The following is a 16,528-nucleotide window of genomic DNA, read 5'->3' as shown; positions in this document are numbered from 1 at the left end:
GAAATAGTCAAAAACCTACATTTGTATCGCATGTCAACCAGGTCAGCCAAAATATCGGGTTCCTCCATGTCGGTCGCGTTGATGGTATTGGCCATCCTCGCGATTGTTCTATTCCAGGGATACTGGTTACGGAACAATTACCGGGATGAACTGCAAAACCTGCATATCCGCGCGAATGTATTATTCCGCGAATCCATCCAACGGTACCAGATAGAGCGGATGAAACTGGATACGAATAATATTAAAATGAGGGTCTCCCGCCGGCCCGATGTGAATGCCTCTTTTCAGTCTGTTACCTTCATTGATTCTGCTTCTCCCCGCAAACAGCGTATGGGGTCTGTTGTGTATACGCTCAACAAAACTTTCAGGTCATACCGATCCGATTCGATGCGCATAAAAACTGATAGCCTGCACGTGGTGGCGGGCCGGCCAGCGGTTATGGGTGACATGATTCCCCGCATGCACCCCGGCCAGCGGATCATCCAGTTCCTGGAAGGGGTCGACTCACTACAGGATTCTATTACCGTAAAGGAAGCAACGACCCGTTATGGCAAAATGCTGGAGAAGGAAGGCCTTGATATTCCTTTCTACATCCTGCGGGAGCAACATGAACCCACCGACGAACTGATTATTCCGGATGATATCGCCAAAGACAATAAAGTAACCATTGGCTTCAGCAAGCCATATACCCTTGCACTGGAATTGGAAAATACGATCCCCTGGGTCCTGAAGAAGCTGACATCGCAGATACTGGTGTCGGCCCTGCTGGTGGGCCTTACGATCTTTTCTTTTGTGTTGATGTACCGGAACATGATAAAGCAACGTCGCCTTACGCGGCTTAAGAACGACTTTATCAGTAATATCACTCACGAACTTAAAACGCCCATCGCTACGGTAAGTGTAGCGATTGAGGCCCTGCGCAACTTCAACGCGCTGCATGATCCCAAACGAACGGAGGAATACCTGGATATATCGGCCAACGAGCTGCAGCGCTTGTCCCTGCTGGTCGACAAAGTGCTCAAATTGTCGATGTTCGAGAAGCAGCAGATCGAATTGAATGGGGAGACCTTCGACCTTAAAGAACTGGTAGAAGAAGTGGTAGCATCCATGCGCCTGCAGTTTGAAAAATACAAAGCCAGCGTCAGCATCCATGTGCATGGCGACGATTTTATATTGAATGCCGACAGGATGCACATCACCAGCGTAATATTCAACCTGCTCGACAATGCGCTCAAATACAGCAAGGCGCATCCAACCATCCAGGTAGACCTGGTTTCTCTCGACGAGCATATTGAAATGAACGTAACCGATAATGGTATCGGGATCTCTAATGAATACCAGAAGAAAATATTCGACAAGTTTTTCCGCGTCCCCACCGGCGATACCCACAATGTAAAAGGGTATGGCCTCGGCCTCAGTTATGTAGCCTATATCATGGACCGGCATAAAGGAGCCATCAATGTAGAAAGCCAGCCGGGCATTGGAACCCGCTTTACGACTAAACTGCCTAAACCCGCATGAGTAAGACCAGGATATTGTACGTAGAAGATGAATTGTTCCTTGGCAAGATCGTCAAGGAAAGCCTCGAAAGCCGGGGATTTGATGTGGTGATGGAAAGCGATGGCGCCAATGTGATACAAACCTTTAAACGCATCAACCCCGAGGTATGCGTACTCGATGTGATGTTGCCCAACAAGGACGGGTTTACGCTGGCCGGTGAGATCAGGACCATCGATGAAAAGGTACCCATCATTTTCCTGACTGCCAAAACCCAAACGGAAGACCTGGTAAAAGGATTCTCTACGGGCGCCAATGATTATATCCGCAAGCCATTCAGCATGGAAGAGTTGATCGTGCGCATCGACAACGCGCTGCGGTATCGGCTCCATAGCCGGTCGGTTATTCCCAACAGCGACGAAGTGCGGCTTGGGAAATTCCAGTTTCACCTAACCCGGCAAACGTTGATCGTGGGCAAGGATGAGCGCAAACTCTCCTTCCGCGAAAGCGAATTGCTGAAACTGTTGTATGAGAACCGGGATAAGATCATCGATCGCAAGGATATACTCACGATGCTATGGGGTAATGATTCTTTCTTCAATTCCCGCAACCTGGATGTTTATATTACCAAACTACGTGGCTACCTGAAAGATGATGACAGCCTGGCCATCATTACGATAAAAGGAGTGGGATACCGGTTTATAATCGCCTGATTAAGATCTCAGTCGTGATGAATGTGTTGATTATCGGGCGCCGACGACAGGTTTATTGAAAGCTGCCCGTTTTTGCCATATCCACATGATCGTAAAGCTTGGTATGAAGTCGAGGCCGGGAAGTATTTCTTCTACAAAGTTGAACAGGCCGCCAAAGGCACCCTTCCATCCTCCGAAAAGCTTGTAGAATATAATAGCAGAAACTGGTGCCCATACAATATCTCCCAGCTCACCCAGGCCTGGAATGGCGTAGGTGGCATAACCAATAAGATCCATCAGGATACATATTAGTAAAGAAGGTCTTGCGGGCGTATTGTTCATGGTAGTGATGATATTTATCCGAAGACGCAGGAATACACCCAAAGGTTGTATCCCCGCACTTGTTCATCACACCAGCAAGGTCCTGTTTTTCAATACCCCTACAATCTCCTCGATACGGAATGGCTTGGAAATATAATCGTCCATACCGGCAGCCAGGCATTTTTCGCGGTCACCCTGCATGGCATCGGCCGTAAGCGCAATGATAGGCAAGTGTTTATAAGGCTCTCCCATGGCCCTGATGTGGCGGGTGGTCGTGTAGCCATCCATCTCGGGCATGTTCACATCCATGAATATGAGTACGGGGTCGTAGTGTGGTAGAATGTCGAGCGCTTCCTTGCCATTATTGGCACGGATGATCTCAAAACCCATTTTCCGCAATACTTCCGAAATCAGCAGCATATTGATGGGGTCGTCTTCTACGACCATGATAGAGGCGGCGTCCGCAATGTGTTCGATCCTGGCGGTAGAAAGGTCCTGTTTGTTCGACTCGTGACCCGGAATGAACATCGCACTCAACATGGCATAAAGTTCATACATCTTGACCGGCTTGGATAGCAGCTGACGAATGCCTAGTTTTTCTGCTTCATACTGGAAGAGGTTTTTCTCCAGCGACGACAACATCAGGATCGTAGGCTGTGTAGAGCCGGTATTTTGCTGGTTCAGCTCTTTCACCAGTTGAATACCGTCCATTTCGGGCATGTGGTGATCCGTAATAATAAGGTCCAGCGGCTCACCGGAGCGTTTTATGCGCTCCAGGATCATCAATGCTTCGCGGCCACTGCCTGCTATCTCGCAAGGAATACTGAAATATTTGAAGATCTCCTGCATCAGCCAGCGGTTCGTGCTGTTGTCGTCCACCACCAGCACGTTGCGCAATGGTGGTCTGTGCGCAGCAGCGATCTCGGTATGCTCCTTCATTACTTCGAGCGGAATATGCAGGGTGAACGTACTTCCTCTTCCCAACTCACTGTTCACAGTCAGGTTGCCATACATCAGTTCGGCCAGGCTCTTGGAGATGGTGAGGCCCAAACCGGTGCCTCCGTATTTACGGGTGGTAGAAGAATCTGCCTGGGTAAAGCTCTCGAAGATCTTACGCAGTTTTTTAGGCGAAATGCCGATACCGGTATCGCGCACCGAAAGCTCGAGGTCAAGGAAGGGTTTTCCATTCTTTTGATAAACGCCGCCAGCCTTCACGAGCGAAACAAGGATCTCGCCTTGCGGAGTGAATTTGATGGCGTTGCCCAGCAGGTTCACCAACACCTGCCTGATGCGGACAGGGTCGCCACCAAATTGAACCGGCAATTCCGGATCGATATGGCAGATCAGTTCAAGATTTTTCTCAAACGCTTTCACCATCAGGATATCCACTGTTTCTTCTACCAGCTCATCCAGCCTGAATGGAATATGCTCTATCTGCAGTTTACCGGCTTCCAGTTTCGAGAAGTCGAGAATGTCATTGATGATATCGAGCAGGCCGTTGGCCGATTTCTTCACGTTGTGCAGGTAGTCGCGCTGCGTCTTCTGCAGGTCGGTGGTCAATACCAGGTCGGTAAAACCAATGATGCCGTTCATGGGTGTCCGCAACTCATGACTCATATTGGCCATGAATTCGCTTTTAGCCTGACTGGCCGATTCTGCAGCATCTTTCGCCAGTACCAGTTCCTGCTCCATTTGTTTCCGTTCGATCGCGGCTGCCAGCGTAGCTGCGAATGATTGCAGGATGGAGAATTCCGGAATGGTCCAGTCACGCTCTTCGCGGTCGCTGAAACCTACGATACCCCAAAACTGGTGCAGGGTGAATATGGGAACGATCGCCACCGATTTAACGCCCAACTTCTCAAAATAGGCCCTGGCTTCCTCTTCAACAATATCCCTTACATAGCCACAATACAGTTCTTCCTGCTTGAGTGTTTTAAAGATCGAAGTGTCTTCATTCATCAGCAGGCGCTGGTAAGCCGGGTCTTTATGAACGAGTTCCCCCGTCGAACTATCCCAGTGTAAAAGCTGACTCGAGTACCATTTGTTCTCCTGGTAGCTATAATCGTTCTTGTACACATTCACGGAATTTACCTGCAGCTTCACGCCCAGCAACTGGATCGCCTCACCGATCGCTTCTTCGAGGTGGTTGTTACTGATCAGCTGGTGGGTTGCTTCGGCCATGGCCTGCAGCAGCAGGTCTTTATGGAGTAATCTTTCTTCCGACTTCTTTTGCTCCGTGATATTGTGTGCGAAACCCAGTACCCCCCATACGGCCCCATCGGGATCACGCAAAGGAACTTTTACAGTGGTCATTACCTGTGCCTTGCCATTGATGGAAGAAGGTTCTTCCTGGATGAATTTGGCGTTGCCGGTCTTGGCCACTTCCTCATCATCGTGCCAGAAACCGCGTATACTCTTGTCTTCATCTCCTTTCACCACTTCTTCGGGGAAACCGATATCCAGATCGTTCTTGCCGATAAATTCCTGCGGCGGCTTATTCATGGAGTCCGCAAAAGCCTGGTTCACCAATAGGAAACGGTGACCAAGGTCTTTGATGAAGATCCAATCGGGTGTGGAGTTGATCACGGTACGCAATAGCTCTTCCGACTGCTTTACTTCGGTCAGCAACTGCTCCCGTTCCACTTCCGATTGTTTTCTTTCTGTAATGTTACGCGATGTACAGATCAACCGGTTTACCTCACCCGTTTCACGCACCGGCTTGATGATGCTTTCCAGCCAGACATAGTCGCCTCTTTTGGTGCGCATCCGGTACCGGAGGGTAATGTTCTCGAGGTCTTCCATCGTAGGTCCGCCTGCCTGTGGTATAAATTTATATTTGTCGTCGGGATGTATGTAGTCCAGCACCGAATGGTTCAACACTTCTTCCGGCGCATAACCGAGGGTTTTTTCCATCGATGGTGAAGCGTAAAGCAGTATACCATCGAGCCTGTTCACCGTAATGATGTCTTCCGAATGCTCGGCCAGTAGCCTGAACTGTTGCTCACTGTCCTGAAGCGCCTGCTCGGCTTCTTTTTGTGTGGTAATATCCTGGGCAATGCCGAAACCACTGGTGGCATCAACCATTTTGCCGCGTATGTACAGGTGGCGGATATTCCCTTTACGGGTTATGATCTGACAGCTGAAATTAGTTTCGTAATCGTGGTTGTACTTGTTGTGGATCGAGTTGGTGAGTTCGCTGATTACCTTGTTATGGTATTCGGGCAGTACATAATCGTGCATGAACTGCTCGAAGGTCATGGTCAGCTCTTCCTGTTCATCGTACTCCAGCAGCGTGGCAAACTCCTTGCTCATCGTCATCTCCTGCGAAAAGAAATCCAGTTTCCAGCTGCCCATCCTGGCATAGGTCATGGCGTAAGATGAAGTGCGGATGGCCTCTTCTTTTAGTTGTTCCGCCATCACTTTGTCGGTCACATTGGAGCCAATGCCCTGCATTTCGAGTGTTCCGGTTTCGTTTTGAAGTGCAATGAACTCCCATTCGGTCCATTGGAACATCTTCGTATGCTGGATGGGTTTCCGGATGAGGAGCTTATTCACTTTCCCCGGATTTTTCCAGCACTCTTCAGCCATCTGCTGGCAGCGGTACAGGTCTTTGGGGTAGATGGTATTATAATATGGTTCTCCCATCAGGAACTTCTCTTCGTACCCGAAGGCTTGCAGGAACTGGGGGTTGGCATAAGTAAAATTTCCATCATGATCGACCCGGATAACATAGTTGGTCTGCGAATTGAGGATCGATGAAAAGTAGGTCTTCTCTTTTTGCAGTTCATTTTGGGCCCGCTGCAGTTCTTCGAAATTACGCTGGTTAGAGCGGAACAGGGGCTCCAATACCAGGAAAACAAGGCAAACAAAGGCTACGATCAGCGAAATGAACTTTCCGGTATTGATAGTAGTAGCCTCGCCCATTTTGTCCGAAATGATGTCGGAGTAATTGTGCGACAGGGTACTTAGGAGCGGACTATAATTCTTTTCTTTTAGTAGGACATCCCGCCTGAAAGCATGGCGGTTATCTGTTAGTTGCGCGCTGTCGGCGGCCAGCACGGTACGGCTTACGGCAATAATGTCTTTGAAATGGACCTGGGCATGACTATGCAGTTTTCGGATCTCAAACTGGCGTTCATGAGAAAGGGAATTGACCTTTGTCTTCAGAAATTCGTTGTTGACAATAAAGGTATCTACTGCCGCTTGCAGCTCCTTGCGAAGCTCTACAATCTCCTGGTTGGTGAGCCGGGGACGGGTTAGCAATACGATATCCTTGCTGATGATCTGGCTTAGCATGCGCTGCTCATTGGCAATTCGATGCACCTGCACATATTGTTCATTTTCCTGACTACGGAGATAGATCAGGTAGTAGCCCGTGAAGTTGAACAACAACACGGTTGCGAGGAGTACGATCGCAATACGCACCAGCTTACGCGGATTCTTCATGGTTTTTAACGGGATATTCGAATAGCAAATAACTGCAAAACAAGGGTTTCTATTGAATACCCTAGTGCTTTTTTTTAATATCTAAGGCATTTACCGTAAAATCACTGATATAAATCAGCAAAAAAGACGGTGTTTGCAGCTTCGACGCCCGTTTTATACCATCAATAATCAATAACCTGCTCTTCGATCACCGCCGGCAAGGGCCTGAATTCGTACTGCTGGTTGCGTAACTGAGGTTCAAATCCGGCCTCCTTGATGGCCTGTTGAATGCTTTTGTAGGTAAACCGGTGGGGGGCTCCTGCCGCGCTGACCACATTTTCTTCCAGCATGATGCTGCCAAAGTCATTGGCGCCGCCATGGAGGCATATCTGGGCTGTTTGTTTACCCACCGTGAGCCAGGACGCCTGGATGTTCTTCACATTGGGCAACATAATGCGGCTGATGGCGATCATCCGGATGTATTCGTCGGCCGTGGTAAGATTATGTACTCCACGGATGCGGGTGAGCAAGGTGTCTACGTCCTGGAAGGTCCAGGGAATAAATGCGAGGAATCCCTTGGCTGATGCGGGTTTGCGGCTCTGCACTTCCCGGATCTTCACCAGGTGTTCAAAGCGCTCACGCACCGTCTCCACATGCCCAAACATCATCGTGGCCGAGGTGGTGATCTCCAGTTTATGCGCTTCATGCATGATATCGAGCCACTCCTGCGAACCACACTTACCTTTGGAGATCAGCCTGCGCACCCTGTCTACCAGGATCTCGGCGCCGGCGCCGGGCAAACTGTCCATACCAGCCTCTTTCAGTGCGGCCAGTACTTCCCGGTGGGTCGATTTTTCCAGTTTGGTGATATGGGCCACCTCAGGCGGCCCAAGCGTATGCAACTTCAGGTTGGGATAAAGGCTCTTCAATTCTCGGAAAAGATCCACATAAAACTGCAATCCGAGCTTGGGGTGGTGGCCGCCCTGTAATAGCAGCTGATCGCCGCCCCAGCGGATGGTTTCGTCGATCTTCTTTTTGTACGTCTCTATATCGGTGATATAGGCCTCTGCATGGCCCGGAATGCGGTAGAAGTTGCAGAATTTACAGTTGGCCGTACACACATTGGTCGTATTCACATTCCGGTCAATCTGCCAGGTTACCTTGTTATAAGGCACCTGTTTCTTCCGTAGCTCATTAGCTACATACATCAGTTCAGTAAGCGGGGCTTCTTCAAACAACTGCATGCCTTCCTCAATGCTCAGGAATTCAAACTGCAGGGCTTTCGAGTAGAGATCGTCTGTTTTCATAACAACATTAAACAACAAAAGTACTAAACGATCGGTTTTGCCCCTACCCACTATTTTTTATTCTGGCGGAGACGCCATTTCCTATAAATCCACTAACTTAAATGAGGATTACCGGTAGATGTCGTTCGTCAACCAAAACCGGTCATTCGCAGACAAATCCATAGCGTACCCCGGAAAATTAGTAAAATAGCCTATGCGATTGCGCTCCATCACTACACTGCTGCTGTTAACCCTGGTCTGTACTTCACTGCCCGCGCAGGAAGTGTTCGTTCCGGCGCCTGCTAAGCACATTACGAGCTTTGGGTTCCGGATGTTGACCGGCGGCATCATCACCCTCCGGGCCAAACTGAGCCAGTTTCCCGACTCCCTTACTTTTATTCTCGATACCGGCAGCGGCGGTATTTCGCTCGATTCGGCCACGGCCGCCAATATCAAGATCAATACGGTGCCCAGCGACCGTACCATCCGGGGCATTGCAGGTAGCATGACGGTCCGGTTTGCCAACCATCAAACACTGCACCTCCCCGGCCTCGACGTCGACAGCCTCAATTTTCACATCAACGACTATGATATCCTCACCAGCGCCTATGGCGAAAAAATAGACGGCATCGTAGGGTACAGCTTTCTTTCCCGGTATATCGTAAAGGTCGATTACGACAGCTCCCGGATCCACGTGTATACCAAAGGTTCCATCAAATATCCCCGCGGTGGTTTTGTGCTGAAGCCACAGTTGCAATACATACCCATCCTCAGCGCCCAGGTAAACGATGCCCGTGATCTTTCGGCCCGCTTCTATTTTGATACCGGTGCCGGCATGTGCTTGCTCATGACCTCCGATTTTGTCAATGACAGCGCCATCGTCAGCAAACGCCGCAAGTGGTATGCCACCCAGGCCGAAGGCCTCGGCGGCAAAGCACCCATGAAGCAGGGAGTGGTCAAGCAGGTTAAACTGGGGCCCTACAAATTCAGGAATGTCCCGACCTATATATTTGATGATGAATACAATGTGATCCAATACCCGGCCTTGGGCGGGCTTATTGGCAACGACCTGCTTAGAAGGTTCAACCTCATCATCAATTACGACCGGCCCGAGATCCACATGCTGCCCAATTCGCACTTTAAAGATGTATTTGACTATGCTTACACCGGCCTGGGGATGTACGTCGTGGAAGGTGAGATATTGGTAGTGGATGTAATGCCCGGCTCGCCGGCCGAACAGGCTGGGTTTAAACCCGACGACCTCATCGTAGCCGTGCAGAATAACTTCTCCAAAAATATCCAGACCTACAAAAACCTGATGCAAATGCCCGGCGAAAGGCTCAAGATCCTGGTACTTCGGGAAGGCGGCCCCCTGGTGCTCACCCTTAAAGTAAAGAACATTCTCACCGGTAAATAATCCCGGCCTACCCGTAAGTTGCTTACTATTAAATAGTTAGAGGCCTCATTCGTCAATCTTGGACGGAAATAAACATTATACCCCAACTTGTCGTTAATTTGCTGTCCCCCTTACAGCCGCAAACAGGCGTTCCTACTTTACCTTGTATAGCATGTAAATTGTTGGTCGCCAGTTGGGTCTGTGAGCAAAACGAAAGGAAATTCCATGATACATTTTGAGAAGTTTACATTGGCCAATGGATTGCGGGTAGTGGTACATGAAGACCCTGCCACTCCTATGGCGGTAGTTAATATTATGTACGATGTGGGCGCGCGCGATGAAGATCCCAACAAAACGGGATTTGCGCATCTGTTTGAGCACCTGATGTTTGGTGGTTCGGTAAATATCGAGGACTTCGAAACACCACTCCAGATGGCGGGTGGCGAGAACAATGCCTACACGACCAACGACGTCACCAATTATTATGTACAGCTGCCTGCCGAAAACCTCGAAACGGCCCTGTGGCTCGAGAGCGACCGCCTGCTTTCGCTGGCTTTCGATGAAAAGAGTCTCGAAGTACAGCGCAAAGTAGTGTGCGAGGAGTTCAAAGAGCATTACATCAATAAGCCCTACGGCGATGTTTGGTTCAAGCTGCGGGAAATGGCTTATCCCAACCACCCCTACCGGTGGATGACCATTGGCAAGGAATTATCGCATATCGAAAATGCCACGCTTGAAGATGTAAAGCAATTCTTCTTTAAGCATTATCGCCCGGTCAACGCGATCCTGGTGGTGGGTGGCAATGTGAAAACCGCTGAGGTAAAACAACTGGTGGAAAAATGGTTTGGTGATATACCCGCCGGCGAAAAATATGATCGGTCCATTCCCGATGAGCTGCCGCAAGCGGCTCCCCGCCGGATGGAAGTAAAGGCAGATGTGCCGCTCGATGCCTTGTACAAATGCTGGCATATGGACAGCCGCATGGAGCATGGCTACTACGTGGCCGACCTCATTACCGAAGTACTCGGAGGTGGCGGTTCTTCCAGGCTTTTCCAGTCGCTGGTAAAAGAGAAGAAGCTATTCAGCCACATCGAGTGCTACCATTTCGGCACTGTAGACAAAGGTCTTGTAGCCTTTGAAGGCAAGCTGGTAAAAGGGGTTAAAATGGAAGATGCCGAAAAAGCGGTGGAAGAAGAGCTGGAGAAACTGAAGCAGGAAGGCATTAGCGAAAAGGAGCTCACCAAGATCAAGAACAAGACCGAATCGTCTATCGCTTTCGAGGATATGAGTGTTATGACCCGCACCAATAACCTCGCATTCTATGAATTGCTGGGAGATGCGGCACTCTTCAATACCGACCGCGAAAAGTATTTCGCCGTTACCCGCGAAGACGTCCTGCAGTACAGCCGGAAGATATTCGATGTAAACAATTCAAACACGCTTTGCTACTATAGCAATAACTGAGGTCAGGAAAACAAAATAAAAAGCGATCCTAATTCACAATGCTGAACAGAACAATAGCACCAACGATAAAAGAACCGGTTGATTTTACCATAGCGCTCCCGGCCTATAAAAAATACACACTTTCCAATGGGATTGAAGTGTACACGGTCGATATGGGCAGCGAGGATACCCTGATGGTTAATTGGGTATTCTATGCGGGCAACTGGAACGAAGAAAAGAAAGCTGTAGCAGCCGCTACTAATTTTCTGTTGAAGAACGGCACCTCGAAAAGGACGGCCTTCGATATCAACGAACACTTCGAGTACCACGGCGCTTACCTCAACCGCGCCTGCTATAGCGAAACCTCCGAGATCACGCTGCACTGCCTCAACCGTCATACCGACCAATTGTTGCCGGTAGTGGCCGAGTTGCTGACCGATGCCGTGTTTCCCGAAGAGGAAATGGCTATATATAAACAAAATGCCAAGCAACGGCTGAAAGTAAACCTACTGAAGTCGGAGTTTGTGGCAGGCCGCCTGATCGACGCTTATTTATTCGGCGAGCACCACCCATATGGAAAGTACAACAATGCCGAAGACTACGATGCCATTGTGCAGGACGATGTAAAGGCATTCTATAAAGAATACTACCAGCAAGGCAGGTGTGTGATCTTTGCTGCCGGTAGATTGCCCGGCAACCTGATCGAAGAGTTGGAAAAGCATTTTGGTACGCTGCCCCTGCAGTCGCACCGTGCTCAGGCCAGGATCATCAAACACATCGTGGAGCCGGCCAGCCAGCTGAAAAACCATGTGGTCAATGATGCGCAGGGCGTACAGGCAGCTATCCGCATCGCCCGTCCTTTCCCCAACAGGCACCATCCCGATTTTCAGAAAACCCTCGTGTTGAACAGCCTGTTCGGAGGTTTCTTCGGGTCGAGGCTGATGGCCAATATCCGGGAAGATAAAGGTTACACGTACGGGATCTACAGTTTCCTGCTGAACCATATACACGACAGTGGCTGGATGATCAGTACCGAAGCTGGGCGTGATGTGAGTGAAGCTACTATTACCGAAGTGTACAATGAAATGGAGTTGCTGCGCGAAGAACCAGTCGATGAAGAGGAGCTGCTCATGACCCGCAATTATATGATTGGGTCGATACTCGGCGATCTGGACGGCCCGTTCCAGGTAATAGGCCGCTGGAAAAGTCTTATCCTGAATAACCTCGACGAGAACTATTTTCACACCAGCCTCGACGTGATCCGGAAAGTGTCTGCGCAGGAATTACAGGAACTTTCCAATAAATACCTGCATCCCGGGCAGTTCTATGAGCTGGTAGTGATTTAGGGTAAGTTTGATGTGCTGAATAAACGTTAACTTCAATAGCATAACCGGCATAGCAATATGCCGGTTCTAAAATCCTCGCTATGAATTTTATCATGCGCATCATTGTAACCTCCATTATTGCATTTGGGTTGTCCTACATCCTCACGGGGGTACATATCGACTCTTTCTGGGCTGCCATCATTTTTGCCATCGTATTGGCCATCCTCAATGCGATACTCAGGCCGATATTCATCATCCTCACCTTGCCGATCACCCTGTTCACTTTCGGTCTCTTCCTCTTTGTGATCAATGCGGCGCTCATTCTGCTCACTGCGGAGTTTGTAAAAGGGTTCCGGGTAGACGGATTCTGGTGGGCGCTGTTGTTCAGCCTGTTGCTTTCGATCATTACATCCGTGTTGTATAGAGAAGATCGATCTAATAAAGAACAGTCCCGTTAATTTTAGATGACGCCCTTTCCGGGCTAAACTTCCATGTTTATATTTGGCCTATGCAGTTTAACCGTAAAGAGCTGACCAACGAAGAGCTGGGTCATTTTTATAAAAGCCTGTTGCTGCCCCGCATGATCGAAGAAAAAATGCTGGTGCTCCTGCGGCAGGGCAAAATATCCAAATGGTTCAGCGGTATTGGTCAGGAAGCCATTGCGGTGGGCGCCGCGCTGGCCCTGGAGCAGGACGAATGGATCATGCCATTGCATAGAAACCTCGGCGTATTTACAACGCGCCATATGGCACTGAGCAAATTGTTCATGCAATGGCAGGGAAGCCGTGAAGGTTACAGCAAAGGACGTGAGCGCAGCTTTCACTTCGGTAGCCAGGAACACCATATTTGTGGCATGATCTCTCACCTGGGCCCTCAACTCGCTATCGCCGATGGTGTAGCGTTGGCGCATAAACTAAGGCAGGAAAAAAAGGTAGCACTCGCCTTTACCGGCGAAGGTGGTACCAGCGAGGGCGATTTTCATGAAGCCCTGAATACCGCGGCTGTATGGGACCTGCCCGTCATCTTCCTCATCGAGAATAACGGCTATGGATTGAGTACGCCTGTATCGGAACAATACCGTTGCGAAAACCTGGTAGAGCGGGCAAAGGGCTATGGCATGGAAGGCATCAGGATCGACGGAAACAATATTCTATCTGTTTATGATACCCTAAAAGGCGTACGCGACTACTGCCTGGAAAAGCAAAAGCCCTACCTGGTAGAGTGCGCCACCTTCCGCATGCGTGGCCACGAAGAGGCCAGCGGCACCAAATATGTGCCATCCTACCTGTTCGACGTGTGGGAAATGAAAGACCCCATCCGCAACTATGAGCAGTACCTCCTTACCGAAGCGGTGCTGGACGAAGAGCAGATTGCTGCGATCAAAGAAGACATTAAAGAATACATCGAAGTAGAATTATCGATCGGATTAAATGTTGCGCCGTTTACGCCCGATACCGATGAAGAGTTGAAAGACATCTATGCCACTGCCGCGCCCGACAGTCGCCGGGGCATTGATGTGATCGACAACGCGACTCCGGCTTCACTCCAAAAACACGAAGCCGATCCGTCGAAACGAATTATCGATGCTATTACAGAAGGACTCCAACAGTCCCTGCTGCAACATCCCAACCTGGTGTTGATGGGGCAGGACATTGCAGAATACGGGGGAGCATTCAAGATCACCGAGGGTTTTGTAGAGAAGTTTGGGAAAGAACGGATACGCAATACGCCGCTTTGTGAGAGTGCAATCATTGGCGCTGCCCTGGGATTGAGCCTCGAAGGCTTCAAGAGTATGATGGAAATGCAGTTTGCCGATTTTGTGACCGTTGGTTTCAACCAGATCGTCAATAACCTCGCGAAGATCCATTACCGCTGGGGTCAGCCAGCCGATGTGGTGATCCGCATGCCGACGGGCGCCGGCGTAGGTGCGGGGCCTTTCCACTCTCAAAGCAATGAAGCCTGGTTTACACATACGCCGGGGCTTAAAGTAGTGTACCCTTCTACTCCCATGGATGCAAAAGGGTTGCTCATCGCCGCTATCAACGATCCCAATCCCGTCATGTTCTTTGAGCACAAGGCGCTCTACCGGAGTATCAGCGGACCTGTACCCGCCCACTACTATGAGGTGGAGATCGGAAAGGCACGCGTAGTGCAGGAGGGCGTCGATATATCCATCATCACTTATGGAAGTGGTGTGCATTGGGCCAGTGAATATGCCAATTCGCACAACTACATTTCATTTCATATACTGGATCTGCGCACCTTATTGCCGCTTGACTATGCAGCTGTAAGGCAGGCGGTAGCGCGTACGGGAAAGGTGCTGATACTGCACGAAGACACTTTGCTGGGTGGCATTGGGGGCGAGCTGGCCGCCTGGATCGGCGAGCACTGCTTCGACCTGCTCGATGCGCCGGTGATGCGCTGTGCCTCACTCGATACTCCCGTACCTTTCAATTCGGGGCTCGAGCAGAACTTCCTGGCTAAATCCAGACTGGATGAATATATCCGGAAGCTGATCAATTATTAAAGCGGATATGCACTGCCGCAGCGCCGCTGTGTGCATCCTTTACAAAGTGGCAGGGCCGAGTAAGGCTTTACCAGGGCGGTTCTTGTTGTGTTTGCCATCCTCTACCACCAGTTGCCCGTTCACCAGCACATATTGAAACCCTACTGAATACTGATGCGGCTGTTCAAAAGTTGCTTTATCATTGACTGTCTGCTCATCGAAGATCACGATGTCGGCAGCCATACCTTCTTTTAACAATCCCCGGTCTTTAAGTTGAAACTTCTGCGCGGCCAATGATGTCATCCGGCGTATAGCTTCCTCGATGGAAATCACTTTCGCATCGCGTACATAGCGGCCGAGTATACGTGCATTGGTTCCATAGCCGCGGGGGTGGGGCATTCCCTTACCGGGTACCGGCACACCGGCATCGGCTCCGGCCATGCAGAAAGGATATTTCATGATGTACTTTACATCCTCTTCGTTCATGCTGTGGTAAACCATTTGTGCACCGCCCTTTTCGATCATATCCATGATCGTCTCGGCTTCATAACTGGCCTTCGATTTACGGCCCATCAGTTTGTTGATCTCTGTAATGCTTTTACCATTGTAATTGCTGTCGGCACTATAGTTAGCAACTACCGCGTAGCTGTAGTTCTTGAATTTGTAGCGGCCCAGCTGCTCGAGCATTTCTTTTTTGATCTGCGCGCGAATGGCCGGGTTGTGCAGACGGGCTTTTACGGAGTCCTGCCCGCCAGCCAGGGCCCATTCCGGCAATCTTACGCCGAGGTTGGTGCTGCTGGCGGTATACGGATATTGATCGATTGTAACATCCCAGCCCTCTTTCCGGGCCTGTTCAACCAGACCAAGCGTGATATTGCTTTTGCCCCAGTTGCTTCTGCCACCGATCTTGAAATGCGAGATCTGTACAGGAATATTGGCTTCCTTGCCTACCTGAATGGCTTCATTGATCGCTTCAATTGCGCTGTTTTCTTCATTACGTATATGCGAGGCGTAAATGCCGTTGTGCCGGCTGGCCGCCTTTGCCAGGCTTACCACTTCGGCCGTGTTCGCGAAAGCGCCGGGAATATAAATGAGTCCGGTGGAAAGTCCTACCGCTCCTTCCTTCATCGCCTGCTCTACCAGGCTGTCCATTTTACGCTGCTCATCGGCTGTTGGAAGTCTGTTCTCGCGTTTCATCACCTGTTCGCGAACCGTATTGTGCCCAACCAGCGATGCCACATTGATGGAAGGGTGCAAACTATCTACCCGGTAGAAGAATCGTTTCAGGTTGCTGGCAGAGCCCCCGCAATTGCCCGTTACAACAGTAGTTACACCATCGTAGATGTAATTCTCGGTAGTGGGTTGATCAAAAATGCCACCCTCGATATGGCCGTGCACGTCTATGAAGCCTGGAGCTACGATCTGCTGTTTGGCGTCGATCACTTTGGGGGCGGTATACTGGGTCAGTTTGCCAACTGCAATGATCTTGCCATTGCGGATGGCCACATCGCCATAGAACCAGGAGTTGCCGGTGCCGTCGATGATCTTTCCGTTGCGGATCAATATATCGGCCGTTTGTTGCGCCAGAAGGCCGGCAGGCATCAAAAGGATCAGGAATAAGATAAGTCTCATAAGCT

Annotated in this window: 11 protein-coding genes; 7 read left to right on the top strand and 4 right to left on the bottom strand. The window is 50.0% G+C overall.

The genetic code is table 11. The features are described 5' to 3' along the window. Positions 1–30: 30 nt before the first annotated feature. Complete coding sequence (locus P2H89_RS20995) at positions 31–1,521, top strand: HAMP domain-containing sensor histidine kinase (protein WP_275830543.1); 1,491 nt, start codon at positions 31–33, stop codon at positions 1,519–1,521. Then, positions 1,518–2,210 carry a response regulator transcription factor gene (locus P2H89_RS20990; protein ID WP_275830540.1) on the top strand — a complete coding sequence of 231 codons (693 nt, stop codon included), beginning with the start codon at positions 1,518–1,520 and terminating at the stop codon, positions 2,208–2,210. Before P2H89_RS20995 ends, P2H89_RS20990 begins: the two co-directional genes overlap by 4 nt. 30 nt (positions 2,211–2,240) lie before the next feature. Here P2H89_RS20990 and P2H89_RS20985 read toward each other — a convergent pair whose 3' ends face one another. From P2H89_RS20985 to mqnC, 3 genes are all read right to left on the bottom strand, one after another. Beyond that, entirely contained in the window at positions 2,241–2,531 is a 291-nt protein-coding gene (locus tag P2H89_RS20985; RefSeq protein WP_275830538.1) for a hypothetical protein, read from the bottom strand. A 66-nt stretch (positions 2,532–2,597) separates the two neighbouring features. Then, positions 2,598–6,956 carry a PAS domain S-box protein gene (locus P2H89_RS20980; protein ID WP_275830536.1) on the bottom strand — a complete coding sequence of 1,453 codons (4,359 nt, stop codon included), beginning with the start codon at positions 6,954–6,956 and terminating at the stop codon, positions 2,598–2,600. A 161-nt stretch (positions 6,957–7,117) separates the two neighbouring features. Next, positions 7,118–8,242 carry a cyclic dehypoxanthinyl futalosine synthase gene (gene mqnC / locus P2H89_RS20975; protein WP_275830534.1) on the bottom strand — a complete coding sequence of 375 codons (1,125 nt, stop codon included), beginning with the start codon at positions 8,240–8,242 and terminating at the stop codon, positions 7,118–7,120. Positions 8,243–8,435: 193 nt separating this feature from the next. Between mqnC and P2H89_RS20970 the strand changes: the two genes are divergently transcribed. The 5 genes from P2H89_RS20970 (at position 8,436) to P2H89_RS20950 (ending at position 14,912) form a co-directional block, all read left to right on the top strand. Then, entirely contained in the window at positions 8,436–9,638 is a 1,203-nt protein-coding gene (locus tag P2H89_RS20970) for an aspartyl protease family protein (protein ID WP_275830532.1), read from the top strand. 204 nt (positions 9,639–9,842) lie between these two features. Then, positions 9,843–11,081, top strand: a complete 1,239-nt coding sequence (locus P2H89_RS20965) for a pitrilysin family protein (RefSeq protein ID WP_275830530.1) — start codon at positions 9,843–9,845, stop codon at positions 11,079–11,081. A gap of 38 nt (positions 11,082–11,119) precedes the next feature. Continuing rightward, positions 11,120–12,406 carry a pitrilysin family protein gene (locus tag P2H89_RS20960; protein WP_275830528.1) on the top strand — a complete coding sequence of 429 codons (1,287 nt, stop codon included), beginning with the start codon at positions 11,120–11,122 and terminating at the stop codon, positions 12,404–12,406. An 80-nt stretch (positions 12,407–12,486) separates the two neighbouring features. After that, positions 12,487–12,843, top strand: coding sequence for a phage holin family protein (locus P2H89_RS20955; protein ID WP_275830526.1), 357 nt, complete (start codon positions 12,487–12,489; stop codon positions 12,841–12,843). 50 nt (positions 12,844–12,893) lie between these two features. Next, positions 12,894–14,912 (top strand): dehydrogenase E1 component subunit alpha/beta, encoded by a 2,019-nt coding sequence (locus tag P2H89_RS20950; RefSeq protein WP_275830524.1) that lies wholly within the window; start codon positions 12,894–12,896, stop codon positions 14,910–14,912. A gap of 39 nt (positions 14,913–14,951) precedes the next feature. Here P2H89_RS20950 and P2H89_RS20945 read toward each other — a convergent pair whose 3' ends face one another. Further along, the gene (locus P2H89_RS20945) at positions 14,952–16,523 is read right to left on the bottom strand and encodes a D-aminoacylase (protein WP_275830522.1); all 1,572 of its coding nucleotides are present in this window, start codon (positions 16,521–16,523) and stop codon (positions 14,952–14,954) included. Positions 16,524–16,528: the final 5 nt, after the last annotated feature.

Origin of the sequence: Paraflavitalea sp. CAU 1676 (assembly GCF_029223285.1) — a bacterium.
Lineage (GTDB): Bacteria > Bacteroidota > Bacteroidia > Chitinophagales > Chitinophagaceae > Paraflavitalea.
The sequence above is the reverse complement of the archived record's forward strand: the minus strand, read 5'-3'. Positions and strand labels throughout refer to the sequence as shown.

What these genes read in the sequence shown, in the direction of transcription:
- P2H89_RS20985 (WP_275830538.1), bottom strand. Translation starts at nt 2,531, where the DNA reads ATGAACAATACGCCCGCAAGACCTTCTTTACTAATATGTATCCTGATG.
- P2H89_RS20980 (WP_275830536.1), bottom strand. Translation starts at nt 6,956, where the DNA reads ATGAAGAATCCGCGTAAGCTGGTGCGTATTGCGATCGTACTCCTCGCA.
- P2H89_RS20950 (WP_275830524.1), top strand. Translation starts at nt 12,894, where the DNA reads ATGCAGTTTAACCGTAAAGAGCTGACCAACGAAGAGCTGGGTCATTTT.
- P2H89_RS20945 (WP_275830522.1), bottom strand. Translation starts at nt 16,523, where the DNA reads ATGAGACTTATCTTATTCCTGATCCTTTTGATGCCTGCCGGCCTTCTG.
- P2H89_RS20995 (WP_275830543.1), top strand. Translation starts at nt 31, where the DNA reads ATGTCAACCAGGTCAGCCAAAATATCGGGTTCCTCCATGTCGGTCGCG.
- P2H89_RS20955 (WP_275830526.1), top strand. Translation starts at nt 12,487, where the DNA reads ATGAATTTTATCATGCGCATCATTGTAACCTCCATTATTGCATTTGGG.
- P2H89_RS20965 (WP_275830530.1), top strand. Translation starts at nt 9,843, where the DNA reads ATGATACATTTTGAGAAGTTTACATTGGCCAATGGATTGCGGGTAGTG.
- P2H89_RS20990 (WP_275830540.1), top strand. Translation starts at nt 1,518, where the DNA reads ATGAGTAAGACCAGGATATTGTACGTAGAAGATGAATTGTTCCTTGGC.
- mqnC (WP_275830534.1), bottom strand. Translation starts at nt 8,242, where the DNA reads ATGAAAACAGACGATCTCTACTCGAAAGCCCTGCAGTTTGAATTCCTG.
- P2H89_RS20970 (WP_275830532.1), top strand. Translation starts at nt 8,436, where the DNA reads ATGCGATTGCGCTCCATCACTACACTGCTGCTGTTAACCCTGGTCTGT.
- P2H89_RS20960 (WP_275830528.1), top strand. Translation starts at nt 11,120, where the DNA reads ATGCTGAACAGAACAATAGCACCAACGATAAAAGAACCGGTTGATTTT.